The organism is Kitasatospora sp. NPDC059747, assembly GCF_042732955.1.
Classification (GTDB): domain Bacteria; phylum Actinomycetota; class Actinomycetes; order Streptomycetales; family Streptomycetaceae; genus Kitasatospora.
On record NZ_JBHWGV010000012.1, the window covers coordinates 62,871 to 78,792 of the forward strand.

Genomic DNA, 15,922 nt, shown 5'->3' on the forward strand with positions numbered 1-15,922 from the left:
CCCAAATCCTTTTGGGGTGTGTGGGGGGGGTTCTTGGCTTCCCCCGGGGGCGACAACCACACCCTTTCGGTCCCCCCCCCCGGGGGGGGGCCGCCCCCCCCCCCCGGGAGGCCCGGCCCCTGTTGCGTCCCCGGGGTGAGCCCCTCACTCACCCGGGTGAACGCGGGGTCGCTCGGATGTCGCTCCACGGCAAGGCGTTCCTACGATCTGATCAATCGTGCGAACCCCCGGAGGCGGTCATGGCCGACAGGCGCGGAATAGCGGGTCTCGGCGGCATCTCGCTGGCCCTCGCAGTACTGACCCCGCTCGCCGCCTGCTCGGCCGGTGGTGACGACGATCCCACCGGCCCGCACAAGGTCGACGCGGCGCGGCTGGTCCACCTCTCGGCCGAGGGCAAGGTCGATCCGGCCCAGTCGGTCACCGTGACCGCCGTCGCCGGCAGCAGGCTGACCGACGTCACCGTGGTCGGCCCGGACGGCCGGGTGGTGGCCGGCAGGCTCGCGGACGACCAGCGCAGCTGGCAGACGACCGGCCGGCTGAAGGCCTCGGCGTCGTACAGCGTCCGGATCGCGGCGGACGACGGCAGGGGCGGGCGCGGCGAGACCACCCAGGACTTCAGCACCCTCGCCGCCCAGCGCCTGCTGACCGCGAAGCTCGGCCCGGACTCCTCCGGCAGTGGCGTGTACGGGGTCGGCCAGCCGCTGACCGTGCAGCTCTCCGAGGCCGTCAAGGACCCGCAGGCCCGGCAGGAGGTCGAGCAGGCCCTGACGGTCAGCTCCCAGCCCGCCGTCACCGGCGCGTGGTACTGGGTGGACGACAAGAACCTGCACTTCCGCCCGGAGGAGTACTGGCCCGTCGGCACCACCGTCGGCCTGGCCTTCGACGGCACCGGCACCCGGATCGCCGACGGCCTGTACGGCGGCGACCGCAGCAGCCTGAAGCTGCGGATCGGGGCCCGGGTCGAGTCGGTGATCGACGCCGCCGCCCACGAGCTCACCCTGAAGCGCGACGGCGAGGTGATCCGGACCATCCCGGTGACCACCGGCAAGCCCGGCTTCGACACCCGCAACGGCGTCAAGGTGGTGCTCGGCCAGGAGCGCTCGGTGCGGATGAACGGCGAGACGATCGGCATATCCGCGGGCAGCTCGGAGGCCTACGACCTCAACGTCGAGTGGGCCACCCGGGTGACGTGGAGCGGCGAGTACGTCCACGCGGCGCCGTGGTCGGTCGGCTCGCAGGGCTACGAGAACGTCAGCCACGGCTGCACCGGGATGAGCACCGACAACGCGAAGTGGTTCTACGACAACACCCGGGTGGGGGACCTGGTGACGGTGGTCAACAGCCACGGCGCCACGATGGAGCCGTTCGGCAACGGCTTCGGGGACTGGAACGTGTCCTGGGCGGACTGGGTCAAGCACAGCTCCCTCGGGAAGCCCTTCAGCACCACCGTCGCGGCCTCCCAGGCCCCCGCCACGGGGATGATCCGCCCGGAGGTCTGAGCGGCCCTCCGCAGGCCCTCCGCAGGTCTCCCGGTCCTCCTGGTCCTCCCTAGTCCTCCGGGAACGCGACCCGCAGCGCGGTGTCCACCGCCGCCAGGGCGTCCCCGCGCGACAGCCCGAGCCGGCGCACCCGTTCGGCGTACTCGGTGGCCGCCTCGGCGGCCAGCCGGTGCGCGGTGTCGCCGGTGGACGCGATCAGCGTGCCGCGCCGGCCGTGCGTCTCCACGACGCCGTCGGCCTCCAGCTCTCGGTAGGCGCGGGCGACCGTCCCGGCGGACAGTTCCAGCTCCTCGGCCAGCGCCCGGACGGTGGGCAGCCGCAGCCCGGTGGGCAGTTCGCCCGAGCGGGCCAGCTCGGCGATCCGGGCGCGGATCTGCTCGTACGGGGGAGTGGCGGAGGCGGGGTCGACGGACAGCTGCACGATGGGCTCCTGAGGGTGCCTGGGGGCTGGGGAGACGGCAAAGCCCGAGGGCCGCCGACCAGAAGAACTCTGGTCAGCGGCCCTCGGGTGTGGCGCTGCGGTGCGGACGGGATCAGTGGTGGCCGTGGCTGCTGGTGATCTCGTGGTGCTCCTCGGCGGTGGGCTTGGGGATCTGGCTGCCCTCGCCGTAGAGGCCGTGGGAGAGCTTGGCCCGGGTGCGGGCGAGGATGCCGGCCTTGCGGGCCACGCCGTTCTCGTCCGTCCGGGCCGGCAGCCCGACCGGCCGGTTCTGCTCGTGAGCGGTGAGCTTGAACAGCTCCTTCTGCGGCAGCTGAGCGTGCACCTCGACGAACTCACCGTGCGGCAGGCGCTTGATGACGCCGGTCTCGCGGCCGTGCAGCACCTTCTCCTTGTCACGGCGCTGGAGGCCGAGGCACCAGCGCTTGGTGACGATGAACACGGCCACCGGGAGGACGAAGAAGCCGACGCGCACCGCGTAGGTGATCGCGTTCAGGGACAGGTGCAGGTGGGTCGCGATCAGGTCGTTGCCGCCGCCCGCGAGCATCACCAGGTAGACGCTGATCCAGGCGGCGCCGAGCGCGGTGCGGACGGGCGCGTTGCGCGGCCGGTCCAGCAGGTGGTGCTCCCGCCGGTCGTTCGTCACCCAGCCCTCGACGAACGGGTAGACCGCGATCGCGCCCAGGACCAGCGGGAAGAGCGTGAACGGGATGAGCACCCCGAGGTTGAGGGTGTGCCCCCAGAGCCCGACCTCCCAGCCGGGCATGACGCGGATCAGCCCCTCGGCGAAGCCCATGTACCAGTCCGGCTGGGCGTCGGTGGACACCTGGTCGGGCCGGTAGGGGCCGTACGACCAGATCGGGTTGATCGTGGCGACCGCCGACATCAGCGCGATGATGCCGAACACCAGGAAGAAGAAGCCACCGGCCTTCGCCATGTAGACCGGCATCAGCGGCATGCCGACGACGTTCTTCTCGTTCCTGCCGGGGCCCGCCCACTGGGTGTGCTTGTGGTAGAAGACCAGGATCAGGTGCGCCACCAGCAGGCCGAGCATGATGCCCGGGATCAGCAGCACGTGGATCGTGAAGAACCGCGGCACGATGTCGTGGCCGGGGAACTCCCCGCCGAACAGGAACATCTGGATGTACGTGCCCACCACCGGCACGGCCAGCAGCACACCCTCGATGAAGCGGATGCCGGTGCCCGACAGCAGGTCGTCCGGCAGCGAGTAGCCGAAGAAACCGTCCAGCATGCCGAGGAATAGCAGCAGGAAGCCGAAGACCCAGTTGATCTCACGCGGCTTGCGGAACGCGCCGGTGAAGAACACCCGCATCATGTGCACGAACATGGCCGCCACGAACACCAGGGCCGCCCAGTGGTGGATCTGACGGATCAGCAGACCGCCGCGCACCTCGAAGCTGATGTTCACCGTCGACGCGTACGCCTCCGACATGCCGATGCCCTTGAGGGGCACGTACGAGCCGTTGTAGACGACCTCGGCCATCGACGGCTTGAAGAACAGCGTCAGGTACACGCCCGTCAGGATGATGATGACGAACGAGTAGAGGCAGATCTCGCCCAGCATGAAGGACCAGTGGTCCGGGAAGATCTTGCGCAGGTTGGCCCTGGCCAGGGTGTAGATCCCCAGCCGGCCGTCCGCCCAGTCGGCCGCCCGCTGCCCACGCCCCGGGCTCTGATTCCGCGTCATGTCCACGCACCTCGGTCGAAAGTGAAACGGGGATAGCTCCCCGTATCAAGCCGAGGCCACGATAACCGGGGAGTGATCCCCGATTCCAGGCGGGGTGGGCACGATCACAACGGTCGGCCACCCCGCCCGCGGACGGAGTGGCGCCCCTCACGCCTCCCAGAGGCGGTAGAAGGTGTCCTCCAGGTGCTCCGAGCCGACCGGCGCACCGGGCAGCGCGTGCGTCGCGCCGGCCGGACGGAAGGCGTCGAGCAGGAGGGCGAGCGGTCGGCGCCAGCCGTCCGGGTGCCGCTCCGTCAGGGCGGGCATGGCGCGCACCAGCGGGCCCATGAGGATCAGCAGGTCCATGGTGGTCACGTCGCTGCGCACCGTGTGCTGCTCCTGGGCGCGGGCGACCAGGGTGGCGACCGTCGCGGCGTTGCTCTCGGAGAGCTCGGCGAGGAAGCGGGAGTCGCGGGCGGTCGCGGTGACCAGGTCGTTGAGGCCGCGGTCGCCGGCGACCAGGGTGAAGATCCGCTCGAAGTAGCCGTGCAGCGCCCGCCAGCCGTCCGGCTCCGCAAGGGCGTCGGCGGCGGCCTGATCGAACACGGTGCGCGTATCGGCGAAGATCTCCTCGATCAGGGCCTCGCGCGTGGGGAAGTGCCGGTAGAGGGTGGCGTTGCCGACGCCCGCGGCCTTGGCGATGCGGTCCAGCGGCACGTTCAGGCCCTCCCGGGCGAACAGCTTGCGGGCGGCGGCGGCCAGGATCTCGCGGTTGCGGGCGGCGTCCCGGCGGCGGGAGGCGGCCGGCGCCGGGCCGGCGGGAGAGTCGTTCGGGGTGGCGGGCATGACGGCGGCCTCGGTGATCGTCGCGGGCGGGCGGAAGGCGGGACAACGGGAGGAAACGGGCGCCCATCAGCCTATCCGGGCCACCGCGCCGGCCCGGGTGCCACCGACGACGCCCGCGCCCCGGACCGTGGTGGCCCGGGGCGCGGGGGTCAGCGGAGGGTCAACGGCCCTGGAGGGACTTGACGTTGTCGCCGAAGGTCCAGCCCTTCGAGCCGTCCCAGTTGAGGGACCACGTCATGAGGCCCTTCAGCGAGCCGCCGAAGGCATTCCAGGACTGGCCGACGAGGCCCGGGTCCAGGTAGCCGCCGCCCGCGCCCGGCTGGGCGGGGAGGCCGGGGACCTGCTTGTCGTAGGGGACCTTGACCGTGGTGCCCTGGATGGCCAGGCCGTTGTTCAGGCAGGTCGTCTGGGCGGTGAAGCCCTGGACGGTTCCGGCCTGGTAGGAGTCGCCGGAGCAGCCGTACATGCTGCCGTTGTAGTACTGCATGTTGAGCCACCACAACTGGCCGTTGTCGGCGTACTTCTTGACGATCGGCAGGTAGGCGCCCCAGATCGAGCCGTAGGTGACGCTGCCGCCGGTGACGTACGCGGTCTCGGGGGCCATCGTCAGGCCGAAGCCGACGGGCATCTGGGCGAGCACGCCGTCGATGATGCGCTCCAGGTTGGCCTGGGAGGCGGAGAGCGTGTTGATGTCGCCGCCGCCGGACAGACCGGTCTCGATGTCGATGTCGATCCCGTCGAAGTTGTACTTCTTGAGGATCGGGACGACGGTCGCCACGAAGCGGTCGGCGACGGTGCCGGAGCTCAGGTCGATGCCCGCGGCCGCGCCGCCGATGGACATCAGGATCGTCGCCCCGGCCGCCTTGGCCTGGCACATCTCGGCGGGGGTCGCGACCTTGACGTTGGTGTCCATGCCGTCCTGCCACTGGACGGTGCCGTCCGAGAGGATCACCGGGAAGGCGGCGTTGATGACGTTGTAGCCGTGGGCGGCGATCCGGCTGTCGGTGATGGGCACCCAGCCCATGCCGGGGTGGACGCCGTTCGCGGCGCCGTCCCAGTTCTCCCAGTAGCCCTGGAGGACCTTGCCGGACGGCTTGGGCTTCGTCGGGCAGGTGTCGCCGGGCGGCGGGGTGGTGGGCGGGGCGCTCGTGGGCGGCGCGCTCGTGGGCGGCGGCGCGCTGGTGGGCGGCGTGCTGGTGGGCGGCGCGGACGTGGGCGGCGCGCTGGTCGGCGTCGTGGCGGTGGGCGACGGGCTGCTGCCGCCGGGGCCGGTGAGCGACACGTCGTCCGCGTAGTACGCGGGCTGCCCGTACCAGCCGTGCAGGTAGACCGTCACCGAGGTGGTGCCGGGCCCGGTCGTGAAGCCGACGCTGAGCTGGCCGTAGGACGCGTTGCCCGGTGTCCAGGTGGACGGGTCGCTGCCGCCGGTGCCAGTGGCGCCCAGGTAGACGTAGCTGCCCTGGACGTAGGCACTCAGCGTGTACTGGGAGTTGGGCTGCACGCTGACGGTCTGGCTGCACTGGGCGGTGTCCTGGCCGGTCGGCGTGGCCTGGAGCGCCGCGGCGCCGGAGTGGACCGGGCTGCCGACGGTCGTCCCGGAGCCGCCGGTGCAGGTCCAGCCGGAGAGGCCGTTCTCGAAGCCGGGGTTGGCCACCAGGTTGGTCGTGGCGGCCCCGGCGGTGACGGAGCCGACCGCGGCGAGGCCGGCGCCGATGACGGCGGCGGCGCTCACCCCGGCGAGGGACCGCCTCAGGAGGGTCGGCCCGTGCTCGACGCGGCTCGTGCGGTTCACCTGCGGTGCGCGTGCCACGACCGCGCGCTGCGGGCGTGGGCCGTGCGGCCTCCGATGGAACATGCGGTGCTCCCTTCCCGCCGAGCGTCATGGACATGACCGACGCGTGGGGGTGTGACGCCCGGCTCTGGGTGAGGTGGGGGGACATGTGGGGCTGTGCCGGTCCGGATCGTAGGAGGGGCGGCAAGGCCCGTCAATAGGTCTGGACCACTTGCGGAGCGGTCCGGCCGAACACGCCCCGGACACCGGCCGAATGATCCCGGGACTTCGCGGTCGGCTGCCCGCTATCCGAGGAATGACCCGATATGGTCGATCTGCCCCGACCCCGACTCGAAAGGCTCCCGCGTTGAAGGTGACCGAGATCATCCCCGGCTCCCCCTGCTGGGCACAGCTGAGCGTCACGGACATGGACGGCGCCAAGCGGTTCTACGGGGAACTGTTCGGCTGGACCGCCGAGACCGACCCGGACCCCCAGTACGGCGGCTACACGACCTTCTCCCTCGACGGCTCCCCCGCCGCGGGCGCCGCCCCGCTGATGAACCCCCAGCAGCCGGTGATGTGGCTGCTGTCGTTCGCCACCACCGACACCGACGCCACCTGCGAGACCGCCAAGGCCGCGGGCGCCCAGGTGTGGATGGGCCCGATGGAGATCGGCGACCTCGGCCGCTGGGCACTGCTCAGCGACCCGACCGGCGCCCCGTTCGCGGTCTGGCGGGCCCGGGCCTTCCAGGGCTTCGGCGTGGTGAACGAGCCGAACGCCTTCGGCTGGGCGGACCTGTCCACCAGGGACCGCAACGCCGCCGTGGACTTCTACAAGTCCGCCTTCGACTGGCAGGTCTGGCCGAACGACGTCTACCCGATGGTCGGACTGGCCGGCGAGATGTTCGGCGGGGTGATGGAGATGGGCGACCAGTTCCCGCCCGAGATCCCGTCCCACTGGATCCCGCACTTCCTCGTCGCCGACGTGGACGCGTCCGCGGCGACGGCGGGCCGCCTCGGGGCCGAAGTCCTGCACGGGCCCGTCGACGTGGAGATGGAGAACGGCCCGAGGATCGCGGTGATCCGCGACCCGCAGGGCGCCGCCTTCGGCGTCTTCGCGCCCCGCACCGGCGGCTGACCACGCCGCTGCGGCTGTCGAACCACCCCGTGCAGGCCCCGGCTGTCGGACAGCCGGGGCCTGCGCGTTCCCGCAGCCGTTGCGGCCGCGCTTCGACGACGCCGGTCGTACGTTCACAAATCATCGGCCCCAAGGGCACATTTTCCTCACTTGCCGTCAGGACGGCGCTCCGGTTGAATAAATTCCGTTGAACCGGACTTCGTGCGCGACCCGTTGAGCATTGAGGGGACGCGCTCCGCCCGTCCGACGGCCATTCGAGGCCGGCCCGCCCGTGCCCGCACCGCTGCACGGAAGTCACCGAAAATCACCTGGAGTTCGTCGCCATGACGCTTCAATCCCTCTCCCGCCACGCCAACTGCCAGGTCAGACCTCAACAGCCCCCGCGCAATGACCACTTCTTAACCCTGGGGTTACTGTGACTTCAAAGCACGTCTCCATTGCCATCGTGGGCGGCGGCCCGCGCGGACTCAGCATTCTGGAGCGGATCTGCGGAATACCACAGATCCCCTGGGAAAGCCTGTCGATCCATCTGATCGACCCGAATCACCCGGGTTCAGGGACTCATTACCCGAGCCAGCCGAACCACCTGCTCATGAACACCATCGCCGGCCAGGTCACGGTGTTCCGCACCGGTGACTCCAGCGCTCCCGGGCAGCCGGTCTCCGGCCCCGGCCTGGCCGAATGGGCCGGCGTCCCCGAGAACACCTACCTGTCGCGCGGCGTCCTCGGCCGCTACCTGGCCCACTCCTACCGGCTCCTGCGCCGACAGGCGCCCGACACGATCAGAGTCCACGAGCACCGGGCGACCGCGCACACGCTGCGGGCCCTGCGGGACCGGTCCTGGGTCCTCAACCTGTCGGACGGCGCGATCGTCGCCGCGGACTTCGTCTTCCTCACCACCGGCCACGGGACGAACCACCCGACGGAGGAGGACCAGGCGGTCCAGCAGTTCGTCGCCGACCACCACCGGGCCAACCCCCGGTTGCGGTACGTCCGCAACTGCTACCCGCTGCAGAAACTCGACACCATCGAAGCCGGCGCGCGCGTCGCGGTGCGCGGCATGGGGCTGTCGGCGATCGACGCGGTCGCCAGTCTGACCGTCGGCCGCGGCGGACGGTTCGTCACGGGGGCGGACGGGGAGCCCGTCTACCGTCCGAGCGGCGACGAACCCCGGATCCACGTCTACTCGCGCAGTGGCCGGGTCTTCTCTCCCCGGGCCGTCAACCAGAAGACCCCGGCGGACGCGCACCGGCCCTCGGTCCTGAGGGCGGACGAGCTGCGGAACCTGCGCCGGACCCACGGTCAGCTCGACTTCGAGAGCCACCTGCTCCCCCTGCTGCGGGCCGAACTGCGAGCGGCCGCCGAAGCCGTGGGAGGACCGGCGGACCTCCCGGAGGTCGACTCCCTGCTCCGCCGCCCCGAGCCGGGCCCGCCCAGAACGCTCGGCGCGTACCAGTCGGACCTCGTCGACTTCCTCGCGACGGACGAGCGCCGCGCCGCCGAAGGGAACCTGAAGAACCCGGTCAAGGCCGCCGCCGACGCCCTGCGCGACCTGCGCGACGAGCTCCGGCTGGCCGTCGAGCACCGGGGGCTGACCCCGGCCTCGCACCAGCGGTTCTGCCAGGTGTACGCCCCGATGCTGAACGCCGTGGCGGCCGGGCCGCCCGCCTCCAGGTCGCGCGAGTGGCGCGCCCTGTTCGCCGCCGGGGTCCTGCACCTCGGCGCGGGCCCCGGGGCGACGGCCCGACTCGACCCGGAGAGCGCCGAGTTCGTCCTCGACAGCCCCCTGCAGTCCTCACCTCCCACCCGCTTCGACGTGCTCGTCGGGGCGAGCGTCGACCCGTTCCTGCCCGAGCACGACGCCTCGCCGCTGACGCGGTCGCTGCTGTCGGCCGGTCACGCCCGTCCCTTCGCGAACGGCTGGTTCCGGCCGGGCGGCTTCGACGTCGACACCGCCGGACGGCTGATCGACGCCGAGGGCTCGGTCGTGCCGAACATCTGCGCACTCGGCCACATCACCGAAGGCGCGCACTACTTCACCAACATGCTGCCGGCCCCCGGCGTCGACTCCCGGATCACCGCGGACGCCGCCGCGGCCGTCCAGGCCATGGTCGACCACCTGCTCGCGCCGCAGCGGTCCCCGCAGCAGGCCTGACGGCCGGGACCCTTCCTCAAGACCCTTGGAGACGACGATGACCACCACCCAGCAACGCGCCCCCTGGATAACGCCGTTCACGGTCAAGGGCGACCACGTGACGCTGGTCCCGCTCGAAGCCGGCCACGAGGCCGAGCTCGTCGACGCCGTCGAGGACGGCAAGGTGTGGGACACCTGGTTCGCCGCCGTGCCCTCCCCCGACGGCATGCGGCAGGAGATCGAGTGGCGCCTCGGGCTCGCCGAGGAGGGGCGGATGGTGCCCTTCACCGTGCTCGACGCCCAGGGCCGGATCGCGGGCATGACCGCCTACATGAACGTCGACGCCGCCAACCGCCGGCTGGAGATCGGGCACACCTGGTACCGCGGGAGCGTGCAGCGCACCTCGCTCAACACCGAGGCGAAGCTCCTGCTGCTCCGCCACGCGTTCGAGCAGCAGGACTGCATCGCGGTCGGCTTCCGGACCGCCTTCTTCAACCAGCCCAGCCGACGCGCGATCGAGCGGCTCGGGGCGAAGCTGGAGGGCGTCTGGCGCAACCACCTCATCCTGCCGGACGGGACCCTGCGGGACACCTGCTACTACAGCGTCATCAACGGCGAATGGCCCGCCGTGCAGCGGCACTTGACCTGGCTGCTCGCCCGCGCCGGGTCCGCCTCCGAGTCCGCGTAGTGCCGACTGATCCCGACGCCGCCGGGCCACTGGCCCTGAAGGCCCGGACGGCCGTCTTCCTGCTCGGCCTGTGCGCGCTGCTCAACATCTACTCCACCCAGCCGCTGCTGCCCGAGCTCGCCCCGGACCTCAACGTGCCCGTCGGGCAGGCCGCCTGGACCATCACCCCGACGACGCTGGGCGTCGCGGGGATGGCCCCCTTCGCCGGCTCCGTCTCCGACTTCCTGGGCCGCAAGCGGGTGATGGTGGCGGCGATCGGCGCGTCGCTCGCCGCCACCCTCGCCTGCGCGCTGGCCCGGGACTTCACCGCGATGCTGGTGTGCCGCTTCGCCCAGGGCCTGTTCATCCCGTTCGTGTTCGCGGTCGCCGTCTCGTACGTCGCGGAGGAGTGCACCGGCGCGGCGGCGCAGGGGGCGAACGCCCTGTACGTCTCCGGCACGGCGTTCGGCGGGTTCTGCGGGCGCTTCCTCTCGGGCGCGGCGGCCACGCACTTCGGCTGGCGGTCGTCCTTCGTCGCGATGGCCCTCGTGCTGCTCGTCACCCTGGCGGTGACGGCGGCCTGGCTGCCCAGGGAGCGGCGGTTCCGGCGCTCGGAGTCGCTGCTGGCCAGCCTGCAGGGCATCGGGCGGCACTTCGGCAACGCGCGGCTGCTCGGCACCTGCTTCATCGGGGCGGCGATCCTGTTCCTCCAGGTCGGATCCTTCACCTACGCGGGGATGGTCCTGGAAGCCCCGCCGTTCGAGCTGAGCAGCTTCGAGATCGGCGCGGTGTTCGCCGTCTTCCTGGTCGCGGTGGTCGTCACGCCGCTCACCGGCCGCCTGATCGGCCGCATCGGCAGGCTCAGGACCTTCGTCCTGGTCAGCGTCGTCTCCCTGGCCGGTCTCGGCCTCACCCTCGTCCCGTCCACCCCCGCCGTGATCGTCGGCCTGGCGGCGTCGTCCACCGGGGTCTTCTCCGGCCAGGCCTGCGCCATCGGCTACGCCGCCGAGGCCGGCGGGGCCGCCAAGTCCAGCGCCGTCGGGCTGTACCTGACCTCCTACTACGCGGGCGGCAGCATCGGCGCCGTCGCACCGTCCCCGCTCTACACCGCCGCCGGCTGGGGCGCGACCGTCGGCCTGCTGGCCGCCGTGGTCGGCGTCAGCGTCCTGGTGGCGCTCGCCGCCTGGTCGGCCGGGGCCGGCCGACCCCATCGAATCGAGGAACCCGTTTCATGACCGACACGACCGACCTGAACAGCCGGGACACGTTCTTCTGGCTCTGCCGGCTGGACAAGGCCTCGACGGTGATGACCGTCGAGGAGGGCATCGCACCGCGCGAGGTCGGCGCCCGGACGGCGGCTGCGATCGCCAAGGTCGTCTCCGACGCCGAGGCACCCGGGGCCGACCGGCCGACCGACTACCTTCACGTCGAGCCACTGGTCCGGAACCTGGTGGGCCCCGACAGCTCCCGCATCCACTCCGGGCGGAGCCGTCAGGACATGCTGCCCACCGTCTACCGGCTGCTCCTGCGCGACCGCCTCGTCCTCGTCCACCGCGCGCTCGGCGAGCTGCGCACCGGACTGCTCGCGCTCGCCGAGCGGTACGGGACGGCGATCGTGCCCGCGTACACCAACGGCGTCCAGGCCCAGCCGACCACCTTCGGACACCTCCTCCTCGGCTACGAGGCGACCCTCCGGCGCTCGGCCCTGCGCCTGGCCGAGGCCTATCCGCGCGTCAACCGGTGCCCGCTCGGGGCGGCGGCCCTCGCGACGTCGAGCTTCCCCGTCAACCGGGTGCGGCTGGCCGAACTGCTCGGCTTCGACGAGCCCGTGCAGAACTCCTTCGACGCGGCCCAGCTCTCGCCGATCGACATCGGGTTCGAGGTGGCGGCGAACGCCATGACGCTGGCGCTGTCCCTCGGGACGTTCGTCCAGGACGTGCACGCGCAGTACCACCACGCGCGGCCGTGGATCACCCTGGACAACACCGACCTCCTCAGCCCCAGCACCCTGATGCCCCAGAAGCGCAACCCCGTCGCGCTCAACCGGGCGCGGCTGCTGGCCAGCGAGGTGATCGGCGACGGCGTCTCGACGGCACTCGCCGCGCACAACGTGTGCTCGGGCCTCACCGACTACAAGCGGGCCGAGGCGCAGCGGACCCTCGACCGCACGCTCGCCCTGCTCGGGGAGGTGCACGCCATCGTGGGCGGCATGCGGCTGGACGAGGAGGCCGCGCTCGCCGAGGTGCGGTCCGACTACTCGACGACCTCGGAGCTGGCGAACGTCCTGCAGCGCGACTGCGACGTCCCGTTCCACGTCGGCCACCGGTTCGCCTCCGCCCTCGTCACGTACGGGCGCGGCGGCGGGCTGACGGTGGAGCGGCTCGACTTCGCCGAGGCGCGGCGGCTCTACCGGGAGATCGCGGTGGAGTTCGACGGCGTCGACGGCGAGCTCCCTTTGACCGAGGCGCAGTTCCGTGCCGCGCTGGACCCGGTGGACATGGTCGCGTCCTACCGGGGGCTCGGCGGCCCGCAGCCGGCCGAGTTCCGGCGGATGCTCGCGGAGGCCCAGGAGGCGGTGTGGGCCGACGCGTCGTGGCTCGACGCGGTGGCCGGCCGCCTGAGCTCGGCGGAGGCCGCACTGGAGGCGAGCTTCGGCGAACTGGCCGGGTAGCCGGCCGCCGACCCGACCGGACAGGCCCGGACAGGACTGGACAGTCGCCGCTCCTGCCGGGCCTGGATAGTGGACAGCGGCCCGCACGAGTCTGTGCGGCATGAACCTCCACCGCACTCCGCCGGGGCCGCCGACGCCCGGCCCCCGGCCGGCGGCCGTGCTCACGGTGCTCGCCGCCGCGCAGTTCACCGTCATGGTCGCGACTTCGATCGTGAACGTCGCGCTGCCGCAGATCCGCGCCGGGGTCGGCCTGTCGGACGGCGGCACCACGTGGGTGGTCAACGCCTACGGCCTGGCGTTCGGCGCGCTCCTCCTGGCGGGCGGACGGGCGGCCGATCTGTTCGGCCGCCGCCGGGTGCTGACCGCCGGCCTCGCGCTGTTCGCGGGCGCCTCCCTGGCAGCGGGACTGGCCGCCTCCCCGGGCGTGCTGATCGCGGCACGCGTGGTCCAGGGCCTGGGCGCCGCCGCCATCGCCCCGGCCGCGCTCGCCCTGGCCATGGACCTGTACCCGCCCGGCCCCGCGCGCGGCCGGGCGCTGGGGGTGTGGGGCGCGGTCTCCGGCGCGGGCGGGGCGGGCGGCGTGCTGGTGGGCGGTGCGCTCACCCAGGCGTGGGGCTGGCCGTGGATCTTCCACGCCGTCGCGCTCGGGACGGTCGCCGTCCTGGTCGCCGTCGCGGCCCTCCTCCCCCGCGCCGCCGGCCGCGGCGGCGGCGCGTTCGACCTGCTTGGCACGACCACCGTCACCCTCGCCCTGACCTGCCTGGTCTGGGGACTCACCACCGCGCGGGGCGCCGGCTGGACGGACGGCCGGGTGCTGGCCGCCCTCGGCTCCGCCGCCGCGCTGCTCGCCGTCTTCGCCGTCATCGAGCCGCGCCGCCCGAACGCGCTGATCCCGCCGCGCCTGTTCGCCACCGGCCGCGTCGCCGCGGGCAACGTGCTGATGGCCCTGCTCGGGTCCGTCTGGATCGCCCTCTTCTTCTTCCTGCCGCTCTACCAGCAGCAGGTCCTCGGCTCCGGCCCCCTGGCCACCGGCGCGGGCCAACTCCCGCTCGCCGCCGCCAACATGCTCGGCTCCACGCTCGCCCCGCGCATCTCCCGGCGGATCGGCGCCACCGCGACCGTGACCGCGGCCCTCCTCACCGAAGCCGCGGGCCTGCTCTGGCTGTCCCGGATCAGCGCCGACGGGAGCTACCTCGCCGACGTCCTCGTGCCGAGCGTCCTGGTCGGCCTCGGCCTGAGCGTCGCCTTCGTCCAGCTCACCGCGTTCGCCGTGGACGGCCTCCCGCCGCAGGACGCGGGCCTGGCCGGCGGGTTGGTGAACACCACCCGCCAGGTCGGCGGCGCGATCGGCCTCGCCGCCCTGGCCACCCTCGCCGGCTCCGTCACCGGCCGCGCCTCCGCCCACGCCCCGCACCTGGAAGCCCTCACGGCCGGCTACCGGGCCGCCTTCACGGTCTCGGCCGCCGTCCTGGCCGCGACGGCCGTCCTCGCACTGCTCCTCGCCCGCTTCACCGGACCGCGCATCGCCGTCGAGCCCGCACGTCCGGCCGCCGAACCGCGCACCCTGCGAACCTCCCGTCCCTACTGAACACCCACATCGACGAGAAGGGCCCCTTCCATGACCACCGACAAGCCCTACCTGCTTGGCCACTACACCCCCGTCGCCGACGAGATCACCGCCACCGAACTCACCGTCGAGGGCGCCCTGCCCCCCGAGCTGACCGGTCGGCTGCTGCGCAACAGCCACAACCCCAAGCCCGGCGTCACCCCCGCCCACTGGTTCAAGGGCAGCGGCATGGTCCACGGCGTCCGCCTGCGCGAGGGCCGTGCCGAGTGGTATCGCAACCGCTGGGTCCGCACCCCCGCGCTCGACGGCGCCCCGTACCTGACCGAGCACGGCCCCGACCTGGCCGCCAGCACCGCCGGCACGCACGTCATCGAGCACGCCGGCCGGCTGCTCGCCCTGTGCGAGGCGAACCTGCCGTTCGAGCTCACCCGGGAGCTGGAGACGGTCGGCGCCTTCGACTTCGACGGCAAGCTGCGCACCGCGATGACGGCCCACCCCAAGCAGGACCCGGTGACGGGCGAGCTCCACTTCTTCGGGTCCTCGCCGTTCCCGCCCTTCCTCGTCTACCACGTCGCCGATGCCAAGGGCCGGATCGTCCGCAGCACCGAGATCCCGGGCGCGACCGCCTCGCTCAAGCACGACTTCGCCGTCATCCGCCGGCACGTGGTCTTCATCGAGGGCAACGTCACCTTCGACCCGGACGAGCACTCCGGCATCCCCTACAGCTGGAGCGACACCCAGCCCGCCCGGATCGGCGTCATGCCGCGCGGGGAGGACGGCACGCGGCACATCCGCTGGTTCTCCATCGAGCCGGGCAACATGCTGCACGTCGCCAACGCCTACGAGGACGGCCAGGGCCGCATCGTCCTGGAGGGCCCGACCGTCGACCGCAAGGGCTTCCGGCTCTCCTGGAACTGGTGGGTCGGCGCCCCCGGGCGCGGCACCGAGCCCAACGCCCGCTCCTACACCCGCCGTTGGGTGATCGACCTGGCGGCGGGCAGCGTCGACGAGCGGATCGTCGACGACCTCCCGGTGGAGTTCCCGACCCTCAACGAGGACTACCTCGGGGTCGAGAACCGCTACCAGTACGCCGTCTCCTTCCCCGACGAGAAGGGCTACGGCGGCTACGGCGTGGTCAAGTACGACCGCACCACCGGCGCCCGCCGCATCCACCGGGTCGGCGACGCCCGCCTGCCCAGCGAGGCCGTCTTCGTCCCCGCGGCCGGCGCCGTCCACGAGGACGACGGCTACCTGCTCACCGTCGTCTCCGACCTCAAGCAGGACGCCTCGCAACTCCTCGTCCTCGACGCGGCCGGCCTGGACCGGGTCGCCGCCGTCCACCTCCCCCGCCGGGTGACCGCGGGCATCCACGGCTCCTGGATCCCCGACACCGCCCTCGACGGCTCGGACGCCTGAAACGCCGCCCGGGGGGGCCCCCCCGCGGCCGCGGGCGCTGACGACGCCCGCCGTGACGGTGCCCGCCAGCCCGAGCGGATTGCCGAC

General features: G+C 72.4%; 12 protein-coding genes. 8 read left to right on the plus strand and 4 right to left on the minus strand.

Going from position 1 to position 15,922, the window contains the following annotated elements:
• The first annotated feature begins 239 nt into the window (after positions 1 to 239).
• Positions 240 to 1,499 (plus strand): Ig-like domain-containing protein, encoded by a 1,260-nt coding sequence (locus ACFV4G_RS07955; RefSeq protein ID WP_380437679.1) that lies wholly within the window; start codon positions 240 to 242, stop codon positions 1,497 to 1,499.
• Between the two features lie 49 nt (positions 1,500 to 1,548).
• Here the strand turns inward: ACFV4G_RS07955 and ACFV4G_RS07960 are convergent, their stop codons facing one another.
• From ACFV4G_RS07960 to ACFV4G_RS07975, 4 genes are all read right to left on the minus strand, one after another.
• The gene (locus tag ACFV4G_RS07960; RefSeq protein WP_380437681.1) at positions 1,549 to 1,920 is read right to left on the minus strand and encodes a GntR family transcriptional regulator; all 372 of its coding nucleotides are present in this window, start codon (positions 1,918 to 1,920) and stop codon (positions 1,549 to 1,551) included.
• 112 nt (positions 1,921 to 2,032) lie between these two features.
• Complete coding sequence (locus ACFV4G_RS07965; protein WP_380437683.1) at positions 2,033 to 3,646, minus strand: cytochrome bc complex cytochrome b subunit; 1,614 nt, start codon at positions 3,644 to 3,646, stop codon at positions 2,033 to 2,035.
• Between the two features lie 147 nt (positions 3,647 to 3,793).
• The gene (locus tag ACFV4G_RS07970; protein WP_380437685.1) at positions 3,794 to 4,471 is read right to left on the minus strand and encodes a TetR/AcrR family transcriptional regulator; all 678 of its coding nucleotides are present in this window, start codon (positions 4,469 to 4,471) and stop codon (positions 3,794 to 3,796) included.
• Positions 4,472 to 4,631: 160 nt separating this feature from the next.
• Positions 4,632 to 6,281, minus strand: coding sequence for a carbohydrate binding domain-containing protein (locus ACFV4G_RS07975; protein WP_380437687.1), 1,650 nt, complete (start codon positions 6,279 to 6,281; stop codon positions 4,632 to 4,634).
• A 334-nt stretch (positions 6,282 to 6,615) separates the two neighbouring features.
• Here ACFV4G_RS07975 and ACFV4G_RS07980 point away from each other — a divergent pair, with 334 nt between their 5' ends.
• The 7 genes from ACFV4G_RS07980 to ACFV4G_RS08010 all read left to right on the plus strand — a co-directional run bounded on the left by ACFV4G_RS07980 (position 6,616) and on the right by ACFV4G_RS08010 (position 15,835).
• Positions 6,616 to 7,380, plus strand: a complete 765-nt coding sequence (locus ACFV4G_RS07980; RefSeq protein ID WP_380437689.1) for a VOC family protein — start codon at positions 6,616 to 6,618, stop codon at positions 7,378 to 7,380.
• A gap of 445 nt (positions 7,381 to 7,825) precedes the next feature.
• Positions 7,826 to 9,535 (plus strand): FAD/NAD(P)-binding protein, encoded by a 1,710-nt coding sequence (locus tag ACFV4G_RS07985; RefSeq protein ID WP_380437765.1) that lies wholly within the window; start codon positions 7,826 to 7,828, stop codon positions 9,533 to 9,535.
• A gap of 37 nt (positions 9,536 to 9,572) precedes the next feature.
• Complete coding sequence (locus tag ACFV4G_RS07990) at positions 9,573 to 10,202, plus strand: GNAT family N-acetyltransferase (RefSeq protein ID WP_380437691.1); 630 nt, start codon at positions 9,573 to 9,575, stop codon at positions 10,200 to 10,202.
• Positions 10,202 to 11,416: an MFS transporter gene (locus ACFV4G_RS07995; protein WP_380437693.1), complete on the plus strand. Its 1,215-nt coding sequence runs from the start codon at positions 10,202 to 10,204 to the stop codon at positions 11,414 to 11,416. Before ACFV4G_RS07990 ends, ACFV4G_RS07995 begins: the two co-directional genes overlap by 1 nt.
• Positions 11,413 to 12,852, plus strand: a complete 1,440-nt coding sequence (locus ACFV4G_RS08000) for a lyase family protein (RefSeq protein WP_380437695.1) — start codon at positions 11,413 to 11,415, stop codon at positions 12,850 to 12,852. The genes ACFV4G_RS07995 and ACFV4G_RS08000 overlap by 4 nt, the downstream gene beginning before the upstream one ends.
• Before the next feature lie 100 nt (positions 12,853 to 12,952).
• Positions 12,953 to 14,440, plus strand: coding sequence for an MFS transporter (locus tag ACFV4G_RS08005; protein WP_380437696.1), 1,488 nt, complete (start codon positions 12,953 to 12,955; stop codon positions 14,438 to 14,440).
• Between the two features lie 30 nt (positions 14,441 to 14,470).
• The gene (locus ACFV4G_RS08010) at positions 14,471 to 15,835 is read left to right on the plus strand and encodes a carotenoid oxygenase family protein (RefSeq protein WP_380437698.1); all 1,365 of its coding nucleotides are present in this window, start codon (positions 14,471 to 14,473) and stop codon (positions 15,833 to 15,835) included.
• The last annotated feature ends 87 nt before the right edge of the window (positions 15,836 to 15,922 follow it).